The sequence below is a fragment of the Streptomyces sp. NBC_01465 genome (assembly GCF_036227325.1).
Taxonomy (GTDB): Bacteria; Actinomycetota; Actinomycetes; order Streptomycetales; family Streptomycetaceae; genus Streptomyces.
Genome location: NZ_CP109467.1, coordinates 4,010,925 through 4,036,697, shown reverse-complemented (window position 1 = coordinate 4,036,697; position 25,773 = coordinate 4,010,925). Strand labels below are relative to the sequence as shown.

General features: G+C 70.6%; 23 protein-coding genes and 1 pseudogene. 8 read left to right on the top strand and 16 right to left on the bottom strand.

Annotated elements, in window-relative coordinates; genetic code table 11:
- Positions 1-57: 57 nt before the first annotated feature.
- Positions 58-465, bottom strand: a complete 408-nt coding sequence (locus tag OG707_RS19035) for an ATP-binding protein (protein ID WP_329119842.1) — start codon at positions 463-465, stop codon at positions 58-60.
- 247 nt (positions 466-712) lie between these two features.
- On the opposite strand from OG707_RS19035, the gene OG707_RS19030 reads away from it, so the two are divergent.
- Both OG707_RS19030 and OG707_RS19025 read left to right on the top strand, forming a co-directional pair.
- On the top strand, positions 713-1,564 hold the full coding sequence (locus OG707_RS19030) for a helix-turn-helix domain-containing protein (RefSeq protein WP_329119840.1): 852 nt from the start codon (positions 713-715) through the stop codon (positions 1,562-1,564).
- Positions 1,565-1,572: 8 nt separating this feature from the next.
- Positions 1,573-1,761 (top strand): DUF397 domain-containing protein, encoded by a 189-nt coding sequence (locus tag OG707_RS19025; RefSeq protein ID WP_329119838.1) that lies wholly within the window; start codon positions 1,573-1,575, stop codon positions 1,759-1,761.
- 1,257 nt (positions 1,762-3,018) lie between these two features.
- Here OG707_RS19025 and metG read toward each other — a convergent pair.
- The 3 genes from metG to OG707_RS19010 all read right to left on the bottom strand — a co-directional run bounded on the left by metG (position 3,019) and on the right by OG707_RS19010 (position 6,456).
- A complete protein-coding gene (gene metG / locus OG707_RS19020; protein WP_329119836.1) occupies positions 3,019-4,626 on the bottom strand; it encodes a methionine--tRNA ligase in 1,608 nt (535 codons plus the stop codon).
- An 81-nt stretch (positions 4,627-4,707) separates the two neighbouring features.
- On the bottom strand, positions 4,708-6,042 hold the full coding sequence (locus OG707_RS19015) for a VWA domain-containing protein (protein ID WP_329119834.1): 1,335 nt from the start codon (positions 6,040-6,042) through the stop codon (positions 4,708-4,710).
- A 126-nt stretch (positions 6,043-6,168) separates the two neighbouring features.
- On the bottom strand, positions 6,169-6,456 hold the full coding sequence (locus tag OG707_RS19010) for a barstar family protein (RefSeq protein ID WP_329119832.1): 288 nt from the start codon (positions 6,454-6,456) through the stop codon (positions 6,169-6,171).
- A 99-nt stretch (positions 6,457-6,555) separates the two neighbouring features.
- Between OG707_RS19010 and OG707_RS19005 the strand changes: the two genes are divergently transcribed.
- The gene (locus tag OG707_RS19005; RefSeq protein ID WP_329119829.1) at positions 6,556-9,027 is read left to right on the top strand and encodes an ABC transporter permease; all 2,472 of its coding nucleotides are present in this window, start codon (positions 6,556-6,558) and stop codon (positions 9,025-9,027) included.
- A 33-nt stretch (positions 9,028-9,060) separates the two neighbouring features.
- Here the strand turns inward: OG707_RS19005 and OG707_RS19000 are convergent, their stop codons facing one another.
- Positions 9,061-9,963: a LysR family transcriptional regulator gene (locus OG707_RS19000; protein ID WP_329119826.1), complete on the bottom strand. Its 903-nt coding sequence runs from the start codon at positions 9,961-9,963 to the stop codon at positions 9,061-9,063.
- Positions 9,964-10,136: 173 nt separating this feature from the next.
- Between OG707_RS19000 and snpA the strand changes: the two genes are divergently transcribed.
- Positions 10,137-10,781 carry a snapalysin gene (snpA, locus tag OG707_RS18995; protein ID WP_329119824.1) on the top strand — a complete coding sequence of 215 codons (645 nt, stop codon included), beginning with the start codon at positions 10,137-10,139 and terminating at the stop codon, positions 10,779-10,781.
- Between the two features lie 11 nt (positions 10,782-10,792).
- On the opposite strand, the gene OG707_RS18990 is transcribed toward snpA, so the two are convergent.
- Positions 10,793-12,712 carry an FUSC family protein gene (locus OG707_RS18990; RefSeq protein WP_329119822.1) on the bottom strand — a complete coding sequence of 640 codons (1,920 nt, stop codon included), beginning with the start codon at positions 12,710-12,712 and terminating at the stop codon, positions 10,793-10,795.
- Positions 12,713-12,776: 64 nt separating this feature from the next.
- Between OG707_RS18990 and OG707_RS18985 the strand changes: the two genes are divergently transcribed.
- Entirely contained in the window at positions 12,777-13,244 is a 468-nt protein-coding gene (locus OG707_RS18985; protein WP_329119820.1) for a PH domain-containing protein, read from the top strand.
- On the opposite strand, the gene OG707_RS18980 is transcribed toward OG707_RS18985, so the two are convergent.
- From OG707_RS18980 to OG707_RS18965, 4 genes are all read right to left on the bottom strand, one after another.
- Positions 13,245-14,189, bottom strand: coding sequence for an endonuclease/exonuclease/phosphatase family protein (locus OG707_RS18980; RefSeq protein WP_329119818.1), 945 nt, complete (start codon positions 14,187-14,189; stop codon positions 13,245-13,247). It abuts the gene before it with no gap.
- 174 nt (positions 14,190-14,363) lie between these two features.
- Entirely contained in the window at positions 14,364-14,837 is a 474-nt protein-coding gene (locus OG707_RS18975) for a hypothetical protein (protein WP_329119817.1), read from the bottom strand.
- A complete protein-coding gene (locus tag OG707_RS18970) occupies positions 14,834-15,334 on the bottom strand; it encodes a DUF7144 family membrane protein (RefSeq protein WP_329119815.1) in 501 nt (166 codons plus the stop codon). Before OG707_RS18970 ends, OG707_RS18975 begins: the two co-directional genes overlap by 4 nt.
- Positions 15,335-15,409: 75 nt before the next feature.
- On the bottom strand, positions 15,410-16,294 hold the full coding sequence (locus tag OG707_RS18965; RefSeq protein ID WP_329119813.1) for a hypothetical protein: 885 nt from the start codon (positions 16,292-16,294) through the stop codon (positions 15,410-15,412).
- Positions 16,295-16,440: 146 nt separating this feature from the next.
- On the opposite strand from OG707_RS18965, the gene OG707_RS18960 reads away from it, so the two are divergent.
- On the top strand, positions 16,441-16,845 hold the full coding sequence (locus tag OG707_RS18960; RefSeq protein WP_329119811.1) for a hypothetical protein: 405 nt from the start codon (positions 16,441-16,443) through the stop codon (positions 16,843-16,845).
- 280 nt (positions 16,846-17,125) lie between these two features.
- Positions 17,126-17,818, top strand: a pseudogene (locus OG707_RS18955) (PP2C family protein-serine/threonine phosphatase); the annotation flags it as partial.
- On the opposite strand, the gene OG707_RS18950 reads toward OG707_RS18955, so the two are convergent.
- The 4 genes from OG707_RS18950 to OG707_RS18935 form a co-directional block, all read right to left on the bottom strand.
- On the bottom strand, positions 17,815-18,465 hold the full coding sequence (locus OG707_RS18950; RefSeq protein ID WP_329119809.1) for a hypothetical protein: 651 nt from the start codon (positions 18,463-18,465) through the stop codon (positions 17,815-17,817). The pseudogene OG707_RS18955 and the gene OG707_RS18950 overlap by 4 nt on opposite strands.
- Positions 18,466-18,529: 64 nt before the next feature.
- A complete protein-coding gene (locus OG707_RS18945; RefSeq protein WP_329119807.1) occupies positions 18,530-20,200 on the bottom strand; it encodes a SulP family inorganic anion transporter in 1,671 nt (556 codons plus the stop codon).
- Positions 20,197-22,023 (bottom strand): alkyl/aryl-sulfatase, encoded by a 1,827-nt coding sequence (locus OG707_RS18940; protein ID WP_329119805.1) that lies wholly within the window; start codon positions 22,021-22,023, stop codon positions 20,197-20,199. Before OG707_RS18940 ends, OG707_RS18945 begins: the two co-directional genes overlap by 4 nt.
- Before the next feature lie 29 nt (positions 22,024-22,052).
- A complete protein-coding gene (locus OG707_RS18935) occupies positions 22,053-23,318 on the bottom strand; it encodes a hypothetical protein (protein WP_329119803.1) in 1,266 nt (421 codons plus the stop codon).
- Positions 23,319-23,436: 118 nt separating this feature from the next.
- Here OG707_RS18935 and OG707_RS18930 point away from each other — a divergent pair, with 118 nt between their 5' ends.
- Positions 23,437-24,003, top strand: coding sequence for a GNAT family N-acetyltransferase (locus tag OG707_RS18930; protein WP_329119801.1), 567 nt, complete (start codon positions 23,437-23,439; stop codon positions 24,001-24,003).
- A gap of 12 nt (positions 24,004-24,015) precedes the next feature.
- Here OG707_RS18930 and OG707_RS18925 read toward each other — a convergent pair whose 3' ends face one another.
- Complete coding sequence (locus OG707_RS18925) at positions 24,016-25,104, bottom strand: magnesium and cobalt transport protein CorA (RefSeq protein WP_329119799.1); 1,089 nt, start codon at positions 25,102-25,104, stop codon at positions 24,016-24,018.
- A 46-nt stretch (positions 25,105-25,150) separates the two neighbouring features.
- A complete protein-coding gene (locus OG707_RS18920) occupies positions 25,151-25,726 on the bottom strand; it encodes an acetate uptake transporter (RefSeq protein ID WP_329119797.1) in 576 nt (191 codons plus the stop codon).
- Positions 25,727-25,773: the final 47 nt, after the last annotated feature.

The following is a 25,773-nucleotide window of genomic DNA, read 5'->3' as shown; positions in this document are numbered from 1 at the left end:
AGGCATGTAGGCGGGCGGAAAGACGGTGATCACTCATTGGGGGCGCGGCCGGTGGACTCAGACGGCGGCCAGCTCGCACCAGACGTATTTGCCGGTGTCGCCGGAGGCGGCGAGCGGATACCAGCCCCAGTCGGAGGCGCAGTTACGGACCAGGTCGAGCCCGCGTCCCTGCTCGGCGTCCATAGCCAGGCGGAGTGGCGGCGCGGGCGGGGTGGGGTCCGCGTCCCAGACGCCGATGCGGAGGGTTCCGTACGTCCAGCGGAGGCGGAGGGCGGCCGGGCCTTTGGTGTGGCGAAGGGCGTTGGAGACCAGCTCCGTGGCCAGGAGCTCGGCGTACTCGGCGAGTTGGAGGAGGCCGTGCGCGGTGAGGATCAGGCGCAGGGTGTGGCGCGAGACGGGGACGGCGCGGGGGTCGTGGGGGATATAGAGGGTGTACTCCCACGGTTCATCGGCACTTGCGGGCATGGCGAACTCCTGGTCAGGGAGGCGGGGTTGGTGTGGCGCGGCGGACTGCGGGCGGTGGCCGTGCCGCAGCCGCCATGGCATGGCGGGGCGGTGCGCTTCCGGGGGTCCCGGTCTCGCTGCGTTTGCGACGCGTCACTGACAGTAGGGTAGGAATTTCTACCCTCGCAAGTGGATCGCGTAATCTGGCACTCGAATGGGGTGCTTCAACCATGCCCGGTGCCAACGCCGTTGAGGGGTCCGGATCCGTATGACGATGAGAACTCAACCCACCGCTCGGCAGATCCGTCTGGGGACTGAGCTGCGCAGGGTCCGCGAGGCGGCAGGTGTGTCGGCCCGCGAAGTGGGCGGGGTTCTGGGGGCGAGCTCTTCCCACATGAGCCAGATCGAGGCGGGCAGCTCGGGGATCAGTGAGGAGCGGGTGCGCAGGCTCGCGGCTCACTGCGCCTGTGCGGACGGCGAGTTGATCGAAGCCCTCGTCGAAATGGCCACCGACCGAACGCGTGGATGGTGGACGGAGTACGCGAATGTTCTGCCGCCGGGCTTCCTCGACCTGGCGGAGCTGGAGCATCACGCCAGGTCTTTGCGTGAAGTCGCCATCACCTACGTGCCAGGGATTCTCCAGACGGAGGAGTACGCCCGCGCCGTCTACGCATACGCGGTGCCGCCGCTGCCGGCCAGCGAACTCGACCCGAGGGTGGAGCACCGGATGCAGCGGCGGGTGGTGTTCCAGGGAGACGCCTCGATTCAATACGAAGCGGTGATCCATGAATCGGCGCTGCGGATCAGGGTCGGCGACCGCAGGATCGCGCGTGAGCAGCTCGCCCAGCTCCTGGACCTCTCGGCGGCACCCGATGTGACGCTGCGGATCATCCCCTTCGACGTGGACGGGTTCGCGGGCGCCGAGTGCGCGATGGTGTTCGCGGGCGGACCGATCCCTCGACTGGACACGGTGCTGCGGGATGCGCCACACGGTACGGCGTTCCTGGATGCTGAATCCCAACTCGCCAGGTTTCGAACACTGTTCCGTAAAGTGGAGGGGGTGTCGCTCGGCCCCAGGGAGTCGCGCGACTTCATCCACCGGACGGCGAAGGAACTGTGAGGCAGAGCATGGTCACCCCGATCACTTGGCAGAAGTCGTCCTTCTCCGGCAGCGGTGACGGCAACGCCTGCGTCGAGCTGACTGCCACCGGGTCCGCGATCCTCCTCCGCGAGAGCGACGACCCCAGCACGGAGCTCTCGACCACCCCTGCCCAGCTCCGCGCCCTCCTCGCCGCAGCGAAGCTCTGGCGCGGCTGAGGCGGGGCTCCTACCCGTTTCCCCTGGTCGGGGGCTTCGTTGGGTGGGTCTCCCTGTCAACCGACGCCGGGAGTGTGCGCGCTTCCGGGTCCGGAGTAAAGGGCGCTCCCTTCGGTCGCGTCGCTGCGCGATTCCGCTTCGCTCCACCCTTGACTCCGGCCCCTCCAGCGCTGGGGTTGGCGGCTATCGGTCGGCAGGGAGGCCTGGCCACAGTGGCAAGGGGACCTGGGGTGGGGTGTGGCCCGGACCGGAAGGGTGGGGGCCAGGGCGAGCCAGGGGCTGCGGGCGGTGGGCCGGTGCCCAGGTGCGGGCTGCGCCCGCAACGGCACCCCGGCCGGGATGTGGTCCGGGGCGGGGTGGGTGCGGGGCGGCCGGTTCGCGCACCCTTGGCATGGGGCAGTTGCTCCCGGCTCAGCGTCAACCGCCGGTCCGTTGGCTCGACTTCATGCCCCGCTGGTCACCGCCCGGTGGGTGGTGGGGCGGCGACACCCACAGTGCACCCTTTGCCCGGTTTGGGCGGTGTGGCTGCCACTCCGAGATACGGAGGTCCGGTGGGACCGGACCTCCGCATCTCGGAGTAGTCGGAGTCGACGCCAGTTGCCCCGTTGCGGCCGGAAGCGGACACCAGGCGGGCCCATATGTCCGCTATGCCTGTCCGTTTCCGACAGTAACCCGGGGTAACAGGCCCCCGCCCCCACCTCACCCACCGGGCGGCGACCAGCCGGGCATGAAGTCCCGCCCGGCGGCGGCCCGTTGACGCCGAGCCGAGGCCAGCAGCCCCATTCAGGTGGTGCGACCTGTGCCACCGGCGCGGGGAGCGGAGCTCCACCCCGGAAGCTGTAACGGTCACCCCCCGCCGAAGTGCCCCGCAGCCGAACCGATCAGCCCTACCGGTCCGCACGAGCATCGCGGTGTCCACGAAACCGCAACCACCACGCGGCAGCAGCCAGCCGGACTCGCCCCCAGGGCGAGGCCTACGACGCGCAGCGTCGTACATCCCGCAACACCAACACCGAACAACCCGCCACCCAGCGAACCCGCCCGCGCCCCCCACCTGTTCGCTGTAGCCAGCCTCCTTGCGCCGGAGGCGCGAGACGAAACCTGCAGACTGTCCGGCACCCGAAGCCCACCACCGGGCCCCAGACCCGTTAGTGGTCTCTTGATCGCGGAGGGTGATGTGGTGCATCGGTGGAGGGGAACGAAGGGGGCCCGGACCGATCTGCTCGGTCCGGGCCCCCTTCATTCGCGTACGCGTTGCTACGCGGCCGGCTTCTCCTCCAGGCGGGGGAAGAGCACCGCGCCCTTCGTCACCGTCGCGCCCACGGGGAGCTGGCCCCACGTGCCCGCGTTCTGGACCTGCTGGGTGGGCAGGGCGCCCAGGGCGGGCTCCGCGCCCAGGGAGTCCCAGAGGGCCTGGGACGTCACCGGCATGATCGGGTTCAGGAGGACCGCCACACCGCGGAGCGACTCGGCCGCCGTGTAGAGGATCGTCGCCAGGCGGGCCTGGCCCTCCTCGCTCGTGTCCTTGGCCACCTTCCACGGCTCCTGCTCCGTGATGTAGCCGTTGACCTGCTTCACGAAGTCGAAGATCGCCAGGATGCCGGCCTGGAAGTCCAGCTCCTCGCCGATCAGGCGGTCCGACTCGGAGACGGCCTTGGCCAGGCCTTCCTGGACCGCCTTCTCCGCATCGCCCGACGCCGTTGCCTCGGGGAGTGCGCCTCCGAAGTACTTGCCGACCATCGCAGCCACGCGCGAGGCGAGGTTGCCGTAGTCGTTGGCGAGCTCGGAGGTGTAGCGGGCCGAGAAGTCCTCCCAGGAGAAGGAGCCGTCCGCGCCGAACGCGATCGCGCGCAGGAAGTACCAGCGGTACGCGTCCACGCCGAAGTGCGACGTCAGGTCCTGGGGCTTGATGCCCGTCAGGTTCGACTTCGACATCTTCTCGCCGCCGACCATCAGCCATCCGTTGGCCGCGACCTTGCCGGGGACCGGCAGGCCCTGCGCCATCAGCATCGCGGGCCAGATCACCGCGTGGAAGCGCAGGATGTCCTTGCCGACCAGGTGCACGTTGGCGGGGAAGGTCTCGTCGAACTTCTCCTGGTTGGCGCCGTAGCCGACCGCCGTCGCGTAGTTCAGGAGCGCGTCGACCCAGACGTAGATCACGTGCTTGTCGTCCCACGGGACCGGGACGCCCCAGTCGAAGGTCGAGCGCGAGATCGAGAGGTCCTGCAGGCCCTGCTTGACGAAGTTCACTACCTCGTTGCGGGCCGACTCGGGCTGGATGAAGCCCGGGTTCGCCTCGTAGAACTCGAGGAGCTTCGGGCCGTAGGTCGAGAGCTTGAAGAAGTAGTTCTCCTCCTTGAGGATCTCCACCGGCTTCTTGTGGATCGGGCAGAGCTTCGTGCCGTCCTCTGCCTCGATCAGGTCGCCGGGGAGCTTGTACTCCTCGCAGCCCACGCAGTACGGGCCTTCGTAGCCGCCCTTGTAGATCTCGTCCTTGTCGTAGAGATCCTGGACGAACTCCTGCACGCGGTCCGTGTGACGTTTCTCCGTCGTGCGGATGAAGTCGTCATTTGCGATGTTCAGGTGCTCCCAGAGGGGCTTCCATGCTTCCTCGACGAGCTTGTCGCACCACTCCTGCGGTGTGACGTTGTTCGCCTCGGCCGTGCGCATGATCTTCTGACCGTGCTCGTCCGTGCCGGTGAGGTACCACACCTTCTCGCCGCGCTGACGGTGCCAGCGCGTGAGCACGTCCCCTGCAACGGTCGTGTAGGCGTGGCCCAGGTGAGGAGCGTCGTTTACGTAATAGATGGGGGTCGAGACGTAGAACGCCTTCGCCCCCTGCTTCTCGGATCCAGTGGCCGCCATGGTCGAAATCCTAACGGCCCGCCGATGATCCACTCACACCGTTATTGCTGGTGTGAGTGGATCAGGCGGTCGCGGCTCCGGTTACGCGCGGGCCGCCAGCCAGGACGGGAAGGTGGCGAGGAGGCCTTCGTAGACCTCGGTGTCCGACAGTTCTCGGGGGGACGGGCCCGCGTGGAAGAACGCGACGTGGTCCGTCTCCTCGTCCGCGTCCAACTTGCGGAGCAGGTCGAAGCCCTTGGCGTCGTGCTCGCCGAACGCGACGAACTGCCAGAAGAGGGGCTTCGCGGCCGCGTCCGTAAGGGCCTGGAGCGCCGGGCCCTTCGTGTCCGGGGGGCCGTCAGTCTGGAAGATCACCAGGGCGGGGGCCGTGGGGTCCTCGGACTTCTCGTGGAGCGCGACGATCTCTTCGACGGCTCGGTGGTAGCTGGTGCGGCCCATGCGGGCTGCTGCCGCGTGCAGGTCGTCGATCTTGTTCTCGTAGGAGGAGAGGGTCAGATCGCCGGTTCCGTCGATGTCCGTGGAGAAGAGGACCACGGGGACGGTCGCGTTCGGGTCGAGGTGCGCGGAGAGGCCGAGGGTCTGCTCTGCGAGGGCCTGGGCGCTGCCGTCCTTGTAGAAGGGGCGCATCGAGCCGGAGCGGTCCAGGACCAGGTAGACGGTGGCGCGGGCGCCGGTCGCCTCGGCCTGCTTGAGGGCTGCGCCTGCCGCCTTGTACGCGGTGACCAGCTCAGGGGCCTTGGACTTCACCTTGGCGAGGGTGAGGGCCGGCTTTCCGGCGGGGGCAGAGGGGGTGGTGGCTGCAGGTGCTGCGGCTGCCGGCTCGGGCTCGGGCTCGGGGGCGGCCGTCGGCTCGGCTGCGGCGACCGGCTCGGGGGTTGCCTCCGGCTCGGGCTCTGCGGCCACCACGAGCTCGGGCTCGGTCGCGGCTGCGGGCTCGGCGGCGATGACGAGTTCGGGCTCGGCTTTGGCTGCCGGTTCCGGCGTTGCCTCGGGCTCCGGGGCGGCGGCCACCGGCTCGGTCTCTGCGACCGGGGCGGGGGTCGGCTCGGGCTCCGGCTCCGCCACCTGCTCCGGGGTCGGTTCCGTACGCGGTTCCGGGAGGTCCGCGGTGACTTCCTTGGCCGGGGCCGGTGTTGTCGTCTCCGTCCGCGGTTCCGGGACCTCCGGTTCCGGGGTCGTGCGCGGCGTCGGGTTGTCGAACGCCGCCGCCACCAGGTCGTCCGCCAGGCTCGGCTTCGCCTTCGTCGGCTGCGGCTTGGACGGCTGCGTCTTCGCCGGGCGTTCCGACTGGGCCGGGACCGATGCCGAAGTCGGCGCCGAAGGCGCCGCCGCCGCCTCGCGCTCCGGTTCTGCGTACGCTGCGGCCTCCGCCTGGTCGCGTCCAAACACCTTGCGCAGCAAGCTCCGAATGCCCATGGGCGAGACCTTTCGCATGAGTCGAGTGCGAGAAACGTCCGCGCCGGCGGGACCTGATCCCAGGCCAGGGCGGACACGTAAGGTTAGCGACCGCGCTCCGTGATCATCGGGAGGGTCGGGATACGGCTACGGTTCCAGGTCCAGACGTGCCCGTGTCGCCTCCGCGAACACCCCCACCAGGCGCGTTCCGTCCGGATTGCCCGGTGCGAACAGGCCCGTTGGCGTGGCTCGTACGACCAAGTCCTCGTATGCGTCGATCACCGGCGAAATGTCGCGCGTCTCGATCGTGTCCCACCACGCGTCCAGATTCCGGCCGAACCAGTCCGGCAGACCGCACGGTTCCGCCACCGCGTCCCAGAAGTCGTCGAGCGTGATCAGGTCGAGCGGGCGCAGGTCCACCACCAGAGAGCTCATGGTGCGGATCGTATCCAGTGGGCCAGTGGGGTTTACCCCCCTACAAGTCGGCGGCGCACCCCATGGGAGCGCGGGCCCGTTCTCCGTAGCGTCGGAGCCATGTTGACTCTCGCTCTGCGCACGCTGCGGTTCCGGAAGGGCGGCTTCGTCGCCACCTTCGTGGCGCTCTTCTTCGGTACGGCGATCGTGGTCGCCTGTGGCGGGCTCCTCGAGACCGGAGTCCGCAACAACCTGCCGCCCGAGCGGCTCGCGGGCGCGAGCGCCGTCGTCGTGGGGGACCGCGAGTACGAGCTGCATCCCGGCAGCGAGGACGACAGCGAGAAGGCCATCGTGTCCGAGGAGGTGCCGGTGGGCGCCGGGGTCGCGGACAAGGTGCGGGCCGTGGACGGGGTCGAGCGGGTCGTCGAGGATGTGAGCGTTGGCTCAAGTCTTCTTGTACGCGGGGGAGTTGACGCCCAGGCCCACACCTGGACCTCCGCCTCCCTCGCCCCGCACGGCCTCCGCGCCGGCCACGCGCCCAGCGGAGACCGCCAGGTCGTGCTCGACGCCGGGGCCGCCCGGGACGCCGGGCTCGCGGTCGGGGACACCGTCCGGATCGCCGCGCACGGGGGCTCGAAGTCGTACGAGGTCAGCGGGATTCTCGGGGGACTCCGCGAGCCCGCCCTCTTCTTCGGGGACGCGGAAGCCCTGCGGCTCGCCGGTGGCGAGGGGCGGGTCGGGGCGCTCGCCGTCGTCGCGCGGAGCGGTGTTGATCTCGGGCCCGCTCTGAAGGGCACGGGGGTCAAGGTCCTCACCGGTGACGATCGCGGCTTCGCCGAGGAGCCTCAGGCCGTCGCCGGGAAGAGCGATCTCATCGCGCTCTCCGCCGTCTTCGGCGGCATGGCCGTGATGGTCGCCCTCTTCGTCACCGCATCGACCATGGCGCTCTCCGCCGCCCAGCGGCAGCGCGAGACCGCCCTCATGCGGGCCGTCGGGGCCACCCCGCGTCAGCTGCGGCGCATGCTGCTCATCGAGACGCTGGTCGTCGCCGTCGGTGCCGCGCTGCTTGCCTGGCTGCCGGGGCAGTGGCTCGGCAGCGCGCTCTTCGAGCGGCTTTCGGGGGCCGGGATCACGTCCGAGTACGTGGAGTTCAGTTCCGGGTGGATTCCGCTGGCCGCTGCGGGTGGAGCGGTTCTGCTGACTGCGGTGGGTGCGGGGCTCGTCGCCGGGCATCGGGCCATCAAGGTCCGGCCCACCGAGGCGCTGGCCGAAGCGGCCGTGCAGCAGCGGTGGTTCGGGTGGGTGCGGGGGATCTTCGCCTTCCTGTTCCTGGCCGGGACCGCCGCCCTGTCCATCGTGACGTGGACCGTCATGGACGGGCCCGCCGCGGCCAGTACCGCAGGACCCACCGTCATCTGCGCCGCCATCGGGCTCGCGCTCCTCTCCCCCGGGCTCACGAAGGTGTGCGCGTTTCTGATCGACCGGCCCGTACGGCTCTTCACCGGGACTGGTGGGTATCTCGCCATGCTCAACTCCCGCGCCCGTACGGTCGCCGTGGCCGCCGCCGTCACCCCGATCATGCTGGCCAGCGGGGTCGCCACCGGCAACCTCTATCTCCAGACCACGCAGAACGCGGTCACGGAGCGGGCGTTCACCGCCGATCTGCGCGCCGACGCCGTGCTGACGTCCGCCTCGGGGACGGTCTCGCCGGACCTCGCGGAACGGGTCCGTGCCCTTCCGGGGGTCGCTTCCGCCAGTGCGTACGTCAGCAGTACGGGGTTCATCGAGAAGGCCGACGGGCGCGGCGCCGAGACCGGCGAGGACGGGCTGCCGCTGCGGGGCGTCAGCGCGGAGGGCGCCGGGCTGACCTCGGCCGACACGTCGCGGCTGCGCGGCGACACGGTGGTGCTGCCGCGCGACGCGGGTCACCGGGTCGGCGATGACGTTGCGCTGCGGCTCGGGGACAACAGCGTGGTCCGGGTGCGGGTCGTCGGTACGTACGGCGGGGACGCCGCGCTGCTTCCCGTGGCGCTGCTTGCGCCGCACACCACGGGTGGGCTGCCGCAGCAGATTCTCGTACGGGCGAAGAGTGGTGTGGATGTGCGGCCCGAGCTTCGTGAACTGGCCGCGGGACAGGCCGGGTTGGTCGTCGCTGATCGTGATGCGCTGATCTCTGCCAACGCCGAGGACACCGCGACCCAGTCGTGGATCAACTACCTGATGGTCGGCATGATCGTCGCCTACACCGCCATCGCCGTCGTCAACAGTCTGGTGACGGCCGTGCGGGGGCGGCGCAGGGAGTTCGGGCTGCAGCGGCTCTCGGGGGCCACGTCCGGGCAGATCCTGCGGATGGTGACCATCGAGGCGCTGGTGGTCGCGGTGATCGGGCTCCTGCTGGGGATGGTGGCCGCGGCCGCGACGCTGGTGCCGTTCGCGCACGTGGCGGCGGGGTCGTTGCTGCCGAGTGGGTCGGTGTGGATCTTGGGTGGGGTCGTCGGGACTGCGTTGGTGCTGGCGCTGGGGGCGAGTCTGGTTCCGACCTGGCGTGCGCTTCGGGTGCGGCCGGTGGTGGCGGCTCTCGGGCAGGGCTGAAGGCGGGGGCTTCGCCCCACGTGTCCCTTGTCCTCAAGCGCCGGACGGGCTTGAGATCTCCGTATACGCCGCCGCCAACTCCTCGTACGCCGCCCCCAGTTCCGCCGCCCCCGCCCGCCCCGCCACCAGCAGTCGCACCGCCAGCGGGTCCCCCACCATCGGCCGTACCGCCACATCGTGCCGCGGCGTCGACGTCGGCTGGCACGGGGCCACCACCTCGCCCGTCGCCACCAGCTGGAACGCCGTCAGGTAATCCCCGTGCAGCATCCGCGGGTTGATCCCCGCCGCCTGCAGCACCCGCCGCAGTCCGTCCGCCTCCCCGTCCACCGTCGGGTCCACCATCCACAGGTCGTCGGCCAGGTCCGCCAGGTCGACGGCCGGGTGCGCGGCCGCCGGATGCGCCGGGGAGAGCGAGACGTACTGCGGCTCGCGCTCCACCAGGACCCGTACCTCCAGGCCCTCCGGCACCCGCAGCGGACTTCCCTCCACCTCGTGTACGAAGGCGACATCCAGCTCCCCCGCCGCGACCAGCCGCAGCAGCGCCGTCGCCGACACGTCCATGTGCAGCGTCGTCTCCGTTCCCGGGAGCCGGGTTCTGAGGCGTCTCAGCCAGAGCGGGATCGCCCGGTTCGCCGTCGAGCCGATCCGCAGCCGGGGGCCCGTCGCACGCGCCGCCGCCGACCGCGCCTCCGTCACCAGTACGCGCATCTCGGCCACCAGCGGGCGCGCCCGCGTGAGGACCGAGCGGCCGAGCGGAGTCGGGCTGCAGCCGGTACGCGTACGGGAGAAGAGGAGGCCGCCGAGTGCGTTCTCGATACGGCGGAGCTGGGTGGTCAGCGAGGGCTGGCTCATCCCCAGGGTGCGCGCGGCCTTGTGCAGGCTGCCGGTGTCGGCGATGGCGCACAGTGCGCGGAGATGCCGCACTTCGAGGTCCATGCACGGGAGCGTAGGACGGTCCCGGGAGGCGTACCAGAGTGCCAAATCCCCCCTGATAGAACGAAGTTATCGCCAGTCGGCATTATTCACACGGGTCTCGGGCGCCCCACACTCACCGGTACCGAACCGTTCCCCAGCGAACCCAGTTCGCCGGACGAGTAGGAGCCCCCCACATGAAGCACCGCAACACCGCACTCTCCGCAGTGCTCGGCCTCGGCCTTGCCGCTGCTCTCGGCACCGCAGTTCCCGCACAGGCAGCGGCCCCCCACACCGCAGCCAACTACATCGGATCGAAGCAGGAGTCGGCCGGCAACAAGGCCTTCTTCGAAGCGGTCATGAAGTCCGTCGCCAAGAAGCAGGCCGCCCACCCGGGCGCCGCCTCCGTCACCGTCGTCTACGACGCCTCGCAGGCGCCCAGCTTCGCGGGCGAGATATCGGCCGCGGCCCAGATCTGGAACTCCTCCGTCTCCAACGTCAAGCTCCAGTCGGGCTCGGGCGGCGGAGACTTCGCGTACTACGAAGGGAACGACCCACAGGGCTCGTACGCCTCCACGGACGGCCACGGCAGCGGCTACATCTTCCTGGACTACGCGCAGAACCAGGAGTACGACTCCACCCGCGTCGTGGCCCACGAGACCGGCCACGTCCTCGGCCTGCCCGACCACTACGAGGGCCCCTGCAGTGAGTTGATGTCGGGCGGCGGTCCCGGACCGTCCTGCACCAACGAGTACCCGGACGCCCAGGAGCGCGCCAACGTCGACTCGCTCTGGCAGAACGGGTTCGCCAAGGCGCTGCACAAGGCGCTCGCCGCGAAGTAGCCGAAGTCAGGTCAGGGCTGCGGCGACGCGATCGCCCGCGCCGCCGTGACCTCCTGCCTCAGCGGGGCGAGGACCCCTTCCTCGTCCCCGCCGAGGTGGGTGACCACCTCCACCAGCGTCTCGCTGGAGCGCAGGCCGTCCGCCAACTCCCGTAGCTGGGCGGCGATTTCGTCCGTCTCGTACGGTTGCGGGGCCTGCGCCCCGTGGCTGACGCGGACCCGGGCCGCCGTCGTGGCGTCCACGATCCGCTCGACCGCCACCACCAGGGGCCACCAGGCCGCCGCCCGCCTCCCCGTGGGCGGCGGCTCGGTCAGTGCCCGCTGGAATTCGGAGCGCACGACGGACAGATCGCGGTAGAGGCGGCGGCGCAGCCTCACCCGCTGCATCTGGTCCTCGGACTGGCCGAACGCGCAGTCCACATAGCGCGCGGTGTCCGCGACCGCGTCCGCGAGCCGGTCGCCGATCCTCGTGTGCCAGCTCTCCGGCCAGAGCAAGTAGCCCGCCACCAGGGCGATCGCGCAGCCGATGAGGCTGTCGAGGAGGCGCGGCAGGACCAGTCCGTACCCCATGTGGTTGAGCTGGTCGGAGAGCAGCAGGATCACCGGGGTGATGGCCGCGGTCTGGAAGGCGTACCCCTTTGCCGAGAACGCCGGGATGAGCGCCGCGAGCACCACCATCACGGGCACGTCCCACCACCCGCGCGGGACCGCCGACAGCACGACCGCCGCGACCACCAGGCCGGCTGCCGTGCCCAGGGCGCGCATCACGGCCCGCGAGAAGACCGAACCGAAGTCGGGCTTGAGGACGAAGGTGACGGTGAGGGCGACCCAGTACGAGCGCGGCACCGGCACCAGCGAGACCAGCGCCTGCGCGAGCCCGATGCAGAGCGCGAGGCGCAGCCCGTACCGCCAGGAGGCCTCGGAGAGCAGGACGTTGCGGGCGGCGCGGCGGGCGCGGACGCGCAGGGCGGCGGGCCGGCCGAGCCGGTCGTCGATGTTGTACGGGTCGGGATCGCCGTCGTGCACCACCCCCGCCGCATGCCGCAGCGCCGTCTCCACCGCCCGGTCGGCGGGACCCTGCGGCTCGGGCAGCTCCAGGTCGATGTGACCGGTCCGACCCTCCGACACCGCAGACGCCAACTCCCGTACAGCAGAAGCAATTTCAGGTCGCCGCGAAGCCTTCCCGTACAGATGCGCCGCAGCCGCCGCCTCCACCAGCGGAATGACCACATTGAGCTGCGCGAGCAGCCGCACCAGCGGCCCGCTCCGGCCGTGTTCGCGCGTGCGCCGGGCCAGGATCAGGTCGTAGGCCGTGTCGAGGGCCCGCGTCACATCCCGCCGCCGCTCCGGGTACGCGTCCGTGCCCGCCGCCGCGTAGAGCTCCGCCGCGCTGCGGTACGTCGCCGCGACCGCCTCCCGCTCCGGTACGCGCCCGCGCCACGGCCAGCCCAGCAGGGCCAGTACCAGCACCAGCGCCCCGCCGAGCGTCAGCAGAAGCGGCGCCTTCCACCAGGGCCCTGGCATCGGGAGCCCGGCCCCCACCACCGAGTTGAGCAGGAGCAGCAGCCCGGACACGGACGCCACCGCCCCGATCGTCGACATCATCCCGGAGACGAGCGCGACCAGCGTCAGCACGCCGACCGCGACCCACCCCTGCCCGTAGACCTGCGTCCCCGCCATCACCCCGATCGCCCCGAAGAGCTGCGGTACGGCGATGTTGAAGATCCGCATCCGGTACGCGTCGGCCGTGTCGCCGATCACCCCCGACAGCGCGCCCATCGAGACGAGCGCCCCGTACACGACCTGCCCGGTCGCGAGCCCGACGGCGATCGGTGCGGCCATCGCGATCGAGGCGCGGACGACGGCCGCCCAGGGGATGGGCGCGGGCTGCGGTCGCAGGCCTCTGAGCAGCCACGCGGGTGGTGTGAGCATGGTCACCAAAGTACGACCTGCAGGGATCTACGCCCGGGAGCGGGCCGGTGGCAGCATCACGAGCGTGGCAGGCAATGACGAGTTCACCCTCCGCTACGGCGGGGCGACCGCACGATGGATCCACGCGCTGGCCGGGCTGGTCGCAGTCGGGGCAGGGGCCGCGGCAGGTCTCGGCGCCCCGGACGGCAGTCAGTGGTCGGCGTACGCCGTGGTCATCGGCGGCACGGCCGTCGGCTCGGCGTTCGGCTTCCTCCTGCGCCGCGTGGAGGCGGGCCCGGACGGGCTGCGGTACCGCACGGTACTGCGCTGGCACCGCCTGGAGTGGGACGAGATCGTTCGCCTGGAGTCGATCCAGGTGATGCCCCGCGACAAGCGCCGCAAGGTCCCCAACCTCCGCGTCGACGTCCGGCTGCGCAACGGCGAGGAGGTCCGGCTTCCGCTGCCCTGGGCCGGGCAGGCGGATCCGTACGCCTTCGAGGACCAGATGCGCAGACTGCACGCGGTACGCCGCCGCTACACGCCCGCTCTGTAACTACCGCGCATGCAGCCCTAGTTCGACGACGAGCCCCCGGTGGTCCGACCCGTCCAGCGTGACGAAACGCGCCGACTTCACCTGGAAGTCCTCGCTCACCAGCACATGGTCGATCTGCGTACGCAGCAGCCGCCCGCTCTCCGCAGGCCATGACCACGTACGGGACTTCCCCGCGATCCGCGCACTGTCGTGGAGCTTCCCGTCGTCGAGCACGGCACGGAACGCCGCATGGTCCTGCCCGGCGTTGAAGTCCCCCGCCACGATGGTGGCCTGCGCAGGCGCCGCGGCCGCGAAGCTCCGCAACTTGCCCATCTCCCGCTTCCACAAAGGCACTTGGTCCGGCAACGGTGGCATCGGATGCGCGAGCTGCAGCCGTACGGACACCCCGTGGATCTCCGCCACCGCGCCCGGCATCGCCATGTCGGACTCGATGGTGTTGGCGTCCTTCAGCGGGAACGCGGAGAGGATCGCGGACCCCTGCGAGCCGTCCTTGCGGACCACGTTCCGGTACGGGTACTGGCTGCGCGGCAGGTCCGCGGCGAGGGCGTCCGCGCACACGAAGGCGCACTCCTCGACGAAGACGATGTCGGGTTTCTCGCTGCGGATCGTGGCGAGCAGCGCGTCGGTGGCCCGCCCGAACTGCAGGTTCGCGGTGAGGACCTTGACGTTCTGCAGGAGGGGGCCGCTCGGCTGGACGGAGCCGGCGCCGGGACCGTACGGCCGCAGGAACCAGCCCAGCGCCGCCAGCGCGAGCACCGCCCACACCAGCCCCGTCCACCACCGCGCGAACCCGGCGAGCAGCAGGGCGAAGGCCGCCGGGGCGAGGAGCCACGGCAGGAACGCCAGGATCTGCGGTACGGGAGTGATCGCGTCGGTGTCGAGGGCCCGGCACACCAGGACGGCGCTCACCCCGAGCAGGATCAGACCCGCGATCCACGCAAGCATCAGCCGCCACCACGAACGCCGCGACGGCGGCCGGTCCTCGTCATACTCCGTATCCGCTGTGCCGGGTCTCCCCAGGCTGTCCACAGCGTCCAAGGGACACCCCCCCACTCGGGCTCACGGCCGGATGCCCGAATCCTCCCTCAAAGACGGCGCCGGGTGTCCCCTGGTTGCCCATCAATGACGCAAAGCCTGTCCCACCTCGGCGGTGGCGTCGCCGCCCAGGTCGCGATTGCTGCGCGCCGTACCGGACTTGGACTTGCCCGCTTCCACGCCGTCGATGTTCATGACGACGACGTCGAGCAGGTTTCCGCCCTTGTCCTTGAAGTTGACCGTGACCGTGTAGTCGACGGTCTTGTCGGTGCCGTTGGTGGCGGTGATCTCCGCCGTGGACCGGTCGCCGTCGGTCTTCGTGTCGCCGGCCTTCACGTCGTCCTTGGCGTCGACGCCGTCCTTGACCTCGGCCATCTTCGAGGACGCGGCGGCCGTGGCGGAGGCAACTGCCTCTCCTGCCTTGGCCGTTGCGCTCGACACCACGTCTCCGGCCTTGGAGGCGACGGAGGACGGGGTGTCGTCGCTGCCGCACGCGGTGGCGGAGAGGGCGACGAGTACGGCGACGGAGAGGGCACCCGCGGTGCGCGCGGCCCTCATGCGCCCGGCTTCGTCGGGTCGGACCAGAGAGGCTGATCGGCCGAGGCGGGCGGCGGCGTCGGCGGGGTCTTCGGCCCGCCCTGCGCCGGCTTCACCGGCTGGTCGGTGGCGAGCGCCCAGACGATGAAGACGCCGAGCGCGATGGTGGTCAGGGCCCAGATCGGCTGGTACGGCAGGAACATGAACTGCAGCACGATGTTGAGCGAGGCCAGCCCGATGCCCACGAAACGCGCCCACTCCTGGCCGAGCAGGATGCCGAAGCCGGTGCCGGCGACGAGGACCCCGACGATCAGGTGGACCCAGCCCCAGGAAGTGAGGTTGAACGAGTAGATGTAGTCGCCGACCCGGGTGTAGATGTCGTCGTTGTGGATGGCGACCAGGCCCTGGAGGAAGCCCATGATGCCTTCGATCACCATCAGGACACCGGCGAACATCGTGCCGCCCGCAGCCCATGCGGAACCTGAACTGCGGGGTGGCTGCGCTGCCTGTTGGCTCATGGTGGACCCTCCTCGGTTGTGACGAGTACTGCTCCTCCCATGCTGCGCGTAATGGTGCAAACATGAATGAATTTGTTAGGCCGTCAGGTGGGCGCGGTCCGGTGGACGGACCGATGCGGCAGGCGGGGAACTGTTCTTCCGCAGCCGCCCGGTGAGCCAGGCCGCGAGCAGCACCGCGAGCCCGAGGCCGAGCGCCACCCAGCCCGCCGTCCGCAGGAACCCGGTCAGCGCGTCGTACACCGCGCCTGCAGCCGCCCGGTTCACGTCCGCCGGCAGGTCGTCCAGGGCGAGGGGCCGGGCGACGGCGACACCGACGAGCAGCAGTACGGCGCCGAGCGCGGTGGCGAGCCCGAGCCCCGTCACAGCGCGCCGACGGCGTCCCGCGACCGCCAGCAGTACGGCGAGACCCGCGAGGACCAGCGTCAGCACCGGCAGCCAGATCCCGGCGATCCGCAGCCACCGGTAGCCGTCGCGCAGCTCGCCGAGCTTGTCCGCGGTGAGCACGGTGACCTCGGTGTGCTCGACGGGGATGTTGTCCGCGAAGGGAACACCCTGGTCGGACAGCTCCTGCTTCACCCGCTCCGTCACCGGCGCCAGATCGATGGTGACGTCGTCCCCGGTTCCGCTGTCCAGCGCCTTGTCGACGGCGGCGTGGGCGACCCGGTTCACGGTGTTCCAGGCGGCCTGGAAGGCGTCGGACCCGGCGAAGGACATCACGGCCTGGCGCACCAGGTCGCCGACGCTCGACTGGAGCGGGCCGACGTCGATGTTCTTCATGACCTGGGCGGTGACCTGGTCGGCGACGACGTCCTGGACGGCGGGATCGCCGGCGAGCGGCGCCATGGCGGCCACGTACCGGTCGGTGTTCCCGACCTCCTGGCTCGCCCAGACGGACAGTGCGCTCAGCGGGACGAGGAGGACGACGAGGACGGTCAGGGCTGCGGAGAGAAGGCGGCGCATCCCTCCAGGGGAGTGGCCCGCGCTGGCGGGCGCGAGCGGGGCGCCGCCACATCGGTGACGCAGGGGTCCTTACGCCGTCCGAGTTGCCGTACGCCGCCGTCGGGTGTGCTCTGGAGGGAGGGGGCGAGTGGAAGGGACCCTCCGCCATGGCTGCACATGCGGCAGTACCGGCCGGACGCCGGAAGAGCCAGAAGAGCGATCCCCACAGCAGTGCGATCGCCTTCCCGATCTTCGCCGTCATCGGCGCGGTCTACGGATTCTGGGCCGCGTTCAACCTCCGCGACGGAGGCCCGGTCACCGGCGGTCAGGTCGCGGTCGGGTTCATCTCCGGCGGCGCCATGATCGTGCTCTCGGTCGGGCTCTACCTCGTCAAGGACCGCCTCCCGCGCGAGCTGCGCGCGGCGGCGTTCGGCGTGCTCGTCGGCGGATCGCTCGGCTTCCTGTACTCGCTGACCGGGGCCAGCATCCTGCGCTCGGTCGGCCTGGGCGCGGCGTTCGGTGCGGCCACGGCGGCGGCGAAGTTCTACGTCTACTACACGCACGAGGACTGAGACCGGCGGCCTCCGCCGGGCACAGGCGAGCTCCCCCACCCCGCCCCTTCCCGAAACCGGGGCTGCGCCCCGGACCCCGGGCCCCGGTGAGGCGGGGGCTTCGCCCCCGCGCCCCCGTACGCGGCCTTCGGCCGCGTGTCCTCAATCGCCGGACGGGCTGGATCTTGCTGGTGTGGGCTTTCCGGTGTCGCATCCGAACGGACCGCAAGCGGCCATTGAGAAGCCCCACCTACCTAGCCACCTCCGCGAGAGCGGCGCCGGTTTAGGCGCAAAATCAGGCCGCTACGCCGCCCTCACCGACGCCGGTCTCGTCCGCGCGGCCAACCAGGACTCCGCGTACGCGGGCTCACGCCTGCTGGCGGTCGCCGACGGCTACGGAACCGCCGGGACCTCCGCGAGCGCCGCCGCCATCAACGCCCTCAAGGTCCTGGAGGCGGACGGGGCCAAGGTCGTACGCGCCGGCGACCTCCTCAACGCCCTCGGCGACGCGGTCGACGCAGCGCACCGCGATGCGGCGGGCCTGGAGGACTCCGGGTCGACGCTCACCGCGATGCTCTGGACCGGGTCGCAGCTGGCGCTGGTGCACATCGGGGACAGCCGGGCGTACGTCCTGCGCGGCGACACCCTCTTCCAGATCACGCACGACCACACGATGGTCCAGGCGATGGTCGACGGCGGCGAGCTCACGGCGGACGAGGCCCGCTCGCACCCCCAACGTGCCCTGCTGCTCAGGGCGTTGGGGTTCGAGGACTCGCCCGCCCCGGAGCTGAAGCTGTACGACGCGGAGGCGGGCGACCGCTATCTGCTCTGCTCCGACGGACTCTCCGCGGTGGTCGCGGACGCCGACGTGGAGCGCGCGCTGCGCGCGGCCCCCGACCCCGACGCGGCGGTCCGCGACCTGATCGCACTCGCCCACGAGGCGGGGGCCCCGGACAACGTCGCCTGCGTGGTCGCGGACGTCGTGGCCCGCTAGCCGAGCGCCAGCAACTCCTCGCGCAGAGCGGCCAGATCGGCCTCCGCGTCCCGGTAGTGATCGGTGACCTTGCGTTCGGCGGTGGGCGTGACCCGCCCCTCGTCGAGCGCACGGAGCCGGTCCCCGAAGGCGCCGAGGCGGGCCTCCAGCGCGAACCGCCCGGCCGCCGAAGGAGGTGCGGCGGCAAGGGACTTGAGGGTGGAGTCGTACGCGGTGTGGATGCGCTCCCGGATCGGGACCAGGTCTTCGCGTACGCGCTCCAGCTTGATCCGCATCCCCTGCACGGACTCGGCCAGCCCGGCGATGTTCTCCGACACCTCGGCCATTCCGTCGGCCGTCTCGACCAGCAGCTCCAGGTCGTCCGCGACCGCCTCGGGGTTCTTGCTGCCCACGGTGATGATCCGGTCCCGCAGGTTCTGGAAGTCGTCGAAGTGGGACTCCAGGTCGCGGAGGGTCGACCATCCGCTGGTGGTCTGTTCGCGCACCGCGTCGGAGGGCAGGCCGTCTCCCTGGTCCAACAGTGCTTCTGCCGCCCGGAGTTCGTTCTCCAGGATGTCCTTGAGCTCACTCAGCGCCGTGTAGCAGCCGTCGGCCGCCACGATCGTCTCCGCGATCGCGTCCGTCTGCGCGCGCTTGCGTCCCCACATGAGGTCCCCACCCCTGTCCCCGTATATCCGGCCGTTCCACCATGAACGGTGAACGGTGGCGTGATCATAGGGACTGCGACCGCTGTTCGGCTACCCACTGTCCGGCCCGGGCCACCGCTTCGCGCTGCGCGCCGAAGATCTCCGGGGTCGCCTCCACCACCGCGTCCTCGCCGAGCTCCTCCGTCAGGCCCGTCTTGGCCAGGACCTGCGCCAACTTCGGTTCCACGCCCGCCAGATAGAGGCGCCCGCCGTGGGCGCGCAGGTCGTTCGCGTACCGGCGGAGCATCTTGAGGACGGCGGAGGACGGGACTTCGGGGACGCCCCGGACCGCGAGGACCACCGCCGAGCCGCGTGCGCCGCTCGTGTCCGGCCACTGTTCGTCGATGCGCGGGGCCTCCGCGAAGAGCGACGTGCCCGCGTAGTAGAGGACCGTGACGGTGCCGGGTGCGATGGCGGCCGGGGGCGGGGCCACGTGCCAGGTGGCGTCCGGGCCCGGCTCCAGGGTGCGGAGGCCGCTCTGGCGGGCGGCCTGGACGCAGTAGAGGAGGAGCGAGAGGACCGCGCCGATGATGATCGCCTGCTGGAGCGGGAGTTGGGTCGTCGCCAGGAAGGTGGCGATCATCGCCACCGTCGAGAGCGGTGACGTACGCAGCACCAGCTTGATGTCCTTGACGCGGCCCAGGATCAGCTCGACGCCGATCACGATGATCAGGCCGCCGATCACCGGCATCGGGATCTGCTCGGCCAGCGAGCCGAGCGTGAGGACGAGGAGCGCCAGCCACAGGCCCGCGAAGATCCCGGTCCAGCGGGTGCGCGCGCCGGCACTGACGGCAACTCCCGTACGGGACATGGAGCCGCCGGTCGGCAGTCCGCCGAAGAGGCCGCCGCCCACGTTGGCGATGCCCTGCGCGATGAAGTCGCCGTCGACGGAGGACTTCGTGCCGTCGGGATTGGGGACCGTTGGGCCGATCGAGGCCGCCTGGGCGAGGGCGACGAGGGCCACCGCGAAGGCGCCGGGCAGCAGGGCGCCGACCACGCCGAAATCAGGGGCGGTGAAGGAGGGGAGCGCGGCGGGGATCTGCGCGATGTCGCCGGCCATCTCGACGTCCGTACCGAGGATGCCGATCGCCAGGCTGACCACGACCAGCGCCACCAGGACCGACACCGCCTCCAGGCGCTTCACCAGCCGTACGACCGCCCAGACGGCGACCGTCGCCAGCGCGGTGAGGGTCGCGGCGAGCTGCCAGTCGGGGGCGGACCAGAGCCAATTGCCCAGCTGCCAGAGCTTGTTGTGGCCGTCCGGCTTGTAGCCCGTGGCGTCCTTGAGCGAGCCGGTGATGATCTGCAGCGCGATGCCCGTGGAGAAGCCGGTCATCACCGCGTTGGAGACGAAGCTCATCACCGCGCCGAGTTTCAGCAGCCCGAGCGCCAGCATGATCAGCCCGGCGAGGACGGCGAGCGTGGCGATGTTCCCGCCGTCCTTCGGGTCCACCCCCGCCCCGGACATCACACTCTGGGAGGTGAGCGCGATGGCCGAGGTGAGGGTGGTGACCATCAGGACCGTACGGGCGAAGAACGAGCCCAGGACGGTCGGCACGACACCGGCGTAGATGCCGGTGACGGGGTTGAAGCCGCCGATCGCCGCGTAGGCCATGCCTTCGGGGATGGAGAAGAGCCCGGTGACCAGGCCGGCGGAGACGTCCGACCCTTTCGGCCGGCCGAGCTTGAGGTTCACGGCGTGACGATCGCGAACGCCTTGTCGGGCTCGTCCAGTACGGACATGAGCTGCCCGAGCACCTGCGGGTCGCCCTCGGTCGTGATCCCGTCGAGACCGCGGCCGGCCAGCATGCCGACCAGCTGCGCCTTGGTGAACGTCAGCGTGAGGGCGGCCGGGCCGCCCGTCACCGGGGCCGCCGCCTCGTGACCGAGGTGGGTGAGCGCGCCGTTGGACAGCGTCAGCCGGTGGCGGGAGTTGAGGTCGGTGAACACCCAGTCGACGGTGAGGTCCAGGTCCCAGGCGCGCGGGCCGTTGACCCGTACCGCGAGGGAGTCGATGAGCTGCTCGACGGTGAGGGCCATCACCATCTCCGGGCCCGCCATGTTCAGGGTGATCTTCTCGGGGCCCGACTTCAGCTCCTTGGCGCCGGTCAGGTAGAAGTTGCGCCAGGGACCGTTCTCCGAGCCGTGGCCGAGCTTGGTGTAGACGGCGGCGAGCGCCTCGCGGGCGGCGGCGTGGTCCGGCTCGGCGAAGACGGCGTGGCCCAACAGGGTTGCCGCGAACCGGAGATCGCCGTCGGCGGTGTAGCGGGCCGCCTTGGTGACGACCGCGTCGGTGCCGCCCATGCAGTCGACGTAGCGCTTGGCGTTGTCGACCGGCGGGTGCTCCCAGAGGTGGGACGGATTGCCGTCGAACCAGCCCATGTAGCGCTGGTAGATGGCCTTCACGTTGTGGCTGAGCGAGCCGTAGTAGCCGCGCGTGTGCCAGTTGTTCTCCAGCGCCGGGGGCAGCTCCATCTGCTCGGCGATCTCCAGGCCGGTGAGGCCCGAGTTCAGCATCCGCAGCGTCTGGTCGTGCATGTACGCGTACAGGTCGCGCTGCTGGGCCAGGAAGGTGACGATCTCCTGCTTGCCCCAGGTCGGCCAGTGGTGCGAGGCGAAGGCGACGTCGGAGCCCTCGGCGAAGAGGCCGATGGCCTCGTCGAGGTAGTGGGCCCAGACGCGGGAGTCGCGGACGACGGCGCCGCGCAGCGTCAGGATGTTGTGCATGTTGTGCGTGGCGTTCTCGGCCATGCACAGGGCCCGGCGGTCGGGGAAGTGGAAGTTCATCTCGGCCGGGGCCTCGGTGCCGGGCGTGACCTGGAAGACGATCCGTACGCCGTCGACCGTCTCCTCCTGCCCGGTGTGCGTGATGTCGACCGTCGGGGCGACCAGGCTGGTGGTGCCGGTCGAGGTGGTCATGCCCAGGCCTGCGCCGATGTGGCCCTCGGGGGACTTGGCCAGCCGGTCGCCGTACATGTAGATCGCGCGGCGGGTCATCGCGTTGCCCGCGTACACGTTCTCGGAGACCGCGTGCTCCAGGAAGCCTTCGGGGGCGAGGATCGGGACGGCGCTGAAGTCCTCGGGGAGTACGCCGCGGACGCCGCCGAAGTGGTCGCCGTGCGAGTGCGTGTAGATGACGCCGGTGACGGGGCGGTCGCCGCGCTCGCCGCGGTAGAGGGCGAGGGCCGCGGCCGCGCACTCGTTGGAGATGAGCGGGTCGATGACGATGACGCCGGTGTCGCCCTCGACGATCGTCATGTTGGACAGGTCCAGGCCGCGGACCTGGTAGATCCCCTCGGTGACCTCGTACAGGCCCTGCTTCACGAGGAGCTGGGCCTGGCGCCAGAGGCTGGGGTGGGCGGTGTCGGGGCACTCGGCGGAGAGGAAGCCGTAGGCGTCGTTGTCCCAGACGACGCGGCCTTCCGAGTTCGTGACCACTGCGGGTGCCAGGGCGGTGATGAAACCGCGGTCGGCGTTGGTGAAGTCGGTGGTGTCAGCGAAGGAAGGAAGGGTGCTCATAGTCCCTCAGTACAACCGAGTTGAGGCATTTATGCATTTTGCGGCTGTTCGTGCGGACTGGTGACCGGGGCCTCCGGATCCGCCGCGAGGAACTCCACCAGCGCGAGCGCGAGCAGCGTCAGCAGGGCGATCACCAGCACGACCAGGCCCGTCGGATGGCTCCACAGGAGGAAGACGACGACCGCGACGGCGACAACACCCCAGTTCAGCCAGGTCTTCTTCGCACGCATCCACTGTCCGGCCGCCCCGGTGTCCAGGTTCGCCGCGCTCTGTACGGCACCGATCCCGCCCGACCACATCTCGCGGGCCCGCGCCGCCCAGCGGCCGGGTCCCGTCAGCCAGGCGCCGAGCGCGACGACCGCGCCGAGCACGGCGACCATGCGGACCGACGTACGGAGGAACTCCACCAGGGTGTTGTAGACGGCGGCCGCGGCGGGCTGCGAGACCGTCTCCGGGAGCTTGTCGAGGTACAGGCTGCGGAAGATCACCAGGCCGAGCCCCAGGACCAGCGCACCGGCGGCGATCAGCAGCGCGGCGGTGATCGCCGCGCGCCGCCTGCGGACGGCGAGCAGCACTCCGCCGACCGCGAGCAGGACGACGACGACCGGCAGCCAGACGCCCATGATCTGCAGCAGCCGGAAACCGGTGCGGGCCTTGCCGACGGCGTCGGAGTCCACGACGGTGAAGCTGGTGTGGACCTCGGGGATCTTCGAGGCGATGTTCAGCCCGTCGTCGACGAGCTGCGTCTTGACCTTGTCGATCACCGGTGCCAGATCGATGGTGACCTTGTTGCCGTTGTCGCTGGTCAGGGCCTTGTCGACGGCGGTGTGCGCGGCCCGGTTGAGGCCGGTCCAGATGGTGGCGAAGGCGTCGCTCGACACGAACCTTTCCACTGTGCTGTGGACGAAGCTCGTCAGCCCGGAGGTGAGCGGCTTGCCGACCTGGGAGATCAGCAGGTCGAGCTTGGGCCGGTCGGCGGGCGCGACCTCGCTCAGCAGCCCGTTGACGTCCACGTGCTCCATGACGGCGTTGGTCACGCGGTTGGTGACGCCCGCCTGGATGTCCGGGTCGGAGGCGAGCGGAGCCATCGTCGCCACATAGCGGTCGGTGTCCCCGATCTCGTCGCTCGTCCAGACGGCGACGGCAGCGAGGGGGGTCAGGATCGCGGCCAGGACGATCAGGACGACGGCGAAGGTGGACCGCACCCGGTGGTGCACGGGCCGCTGCTCCAGCTCGGCGACCCTGGCGCGCAGCCGGGTGAGCTCGGTGGTGTTCTCTGTCTCGTCCGCCGTCATGTCACCAGGGGACGGCATGGTCGCGGCCGCCGCACGCCGGGGGAGGCCGTACGGCGGGCCACCTATCCCTGCCCGCATCGCACTGCGACGATGGGAGAGGAACGAGGGGGAGGGACCCATGGCAGCAGAGGTCTTCATGCGGCGGCTGACCCGCTGGCAGGCGGAGCAGCAACGGGAGGCCGTCGCCGACACCTACGTCGAGGCGTACCGGCGCGCGCCCGGCGAGGAGTACCACGACCGGCAGGACTTCCTGCGGCGGTTCGCCGAGGACGTGCAGCGCCCCGGCTTCGACATGATGGTCGCCGACGGGCACGCGCTCGCGGGCTGCGCCTACGGGTACGTACTGGAGCGCGGCGGCGATCTCTGGCACGGCTTCCGGGGCGGACTCCCGGTCAACGTCGAGGAGTTGACCGCCTCGGGCCATGTCTTCGTCCTCGCCGAACTGATGGTGCTGCCCGCCTTCCGGCGCCGCCAGATCGCCACCCGCCTCGTCGACCAGCTGCTGATCCGCACGCGCGCGACGCTGGTCGCGGCCCTGGTGGAGCCGGCGAACGTCCCCGTGCGGAGTGCGCTGCGGGAGTGGGGCTGGGCGCGGTTCGGCGACGTACAGCCCGATGCGCAGGGGACGCAGAGCGCGCTGCTGTACGAGGCGTGGAGCAGGCCGCTGGCGCATGCGGCGGCGTGAGCGGGGACGGGGTCAGAGCCAGCCGTTGCGCTTGAAGCCGCGGTACAGCAGGAAGCAGCCGACCGCCATCAGGGTCATCACGGCGGGATAGCCGTACGTCCAGCGCAGCTCGGGCATGTGGTCGAAGTTCATGCCGTACACGCCGCAGACCATGGTCGGTACGGCGACGATCGACGCCCAGGCGGTGATCTTCCGCATGTCCTCGTTCTGCGCGACCGTGACCTGCGCGAGGTGCGCCTGGAGTATCGAGTCGAGGAGCGCGTCGTAGGAGGCGAGCTGCTCGGTGATGCGGGCGAGGCGGCCCGCGATGTCGCGGAAGTACGCCTGGATGTCGGGGCCGATCAGTGGCATCGGCTGGGCGATGAGCTTCTGCAGGGGGCGGTCGAGGGGGGCCACCGCCCGCTTGAATTCGAGGAGTTCGCGCTTGAGCTGGTAGATGCTGCCCGCGTCGCCGTGCCCCGCGGCCTGGGCGAAGACGGCCGTCTCGACGCCGTCGATGTCGTCCTGGACGGCGTCGGCGACGTCCGCGTACCCCTCGATGACGAGGTCGGCGATGGCGTGCAGGACCGAGGCGGGCCCCTTCGCGAGCTGCTCGGGGGAGGCTTCGAGGGCCTCGCGGAGGGGGCCGAGGGAGCCGTGGCGCCCGCGCCGGACGGTGATCACGAAATCGGGCCCGGCGAAGACGACGACCTCGCCGGTGTCGACGACCTCGCTGGTGGTGGTCAGCTCCTCGTGCTCCACGTAGCCGACGGTCTTGAAGACGGCGAACAGCGTCCCGTCGTACGCCTCGATCTTGGGCCGGGGGTGCGGGCGCAGCGCGTCCTCGACGGAGAGGGGGTGCAGCCCGAACAGCCCGGCGAGCTCGGTGAGTTCGGCTTCGTCCGGCTCATGAAGCCCGATCCAGACGAACCCCTGCCCGGCCTTGCGGACGCGCCGTATCGCCTCGCCGGCGGGGCAGTCGCCGGGCTGCCGCTCGCCGTCCTGGTAGACCACACAGTTGACGACGGCGCTGCCCAGGGGTGAGCGCGCGGGGTGGCTGAGGTCGACCGTGCGGTGGTACGCCCGGCGCATCGCGCGACGGAGATTGCTGATGAGCGGCATCCGGGCAGTGTGCCACCGGACGGAGTAGGGGCGAGATACGGGGGCCTCAGCCGACGGGAATGATCTTCCGCTCCCGGGTCTCGTTGACGACGCCGGCGAATGACGCGTACCAGGCGAAGAGCGCGGTGAGCAGCCCGAGCCAGCCGCCGATGCGGGTGAGGGCGGTGGTCTCGGTGAACGCGCCGAGCGCGAGGAAGAGGAAGGTGACGGTCAGCGTCACGAAGACGGCGAGGGTGGCCTTGTCGAGGGTGGTCGCGGCGGCCGTCATATAGAGGGTGAAGACGAACCAGGCGATCAGGAAGAGCCCGGTGGCGGTGTGGGCGTGGGCGGGGTCGAGCCCGGGGACGACGAACTTCACGTACCCGGCGAAGGCCATCCAGAAGGCGCCGTACGAGGTGAAGGCGGTGAGCCCGAAGGTATTGCCGCGCTTGAACTCCAGGAGCCCGGCGGCGAATTGGGCGAGCCCGCCGTAGAAGAGGGCGAGGGGCAGGACGACGGCTTCGAGGGCGCCGTCGTTGATGACGCCCGAATTGAACATGGAGAGACAGAAGGTGGTGAGCGCGAAGGCGGCGAGGCCGAGGGGGGCCGGGTTGGCGTGGCCGCTGCTGGGCGGTGTGGACATGGGCTCTCGGTCCTCTGGGGCGACGGCTCAGGGGGCATTCCCGTACG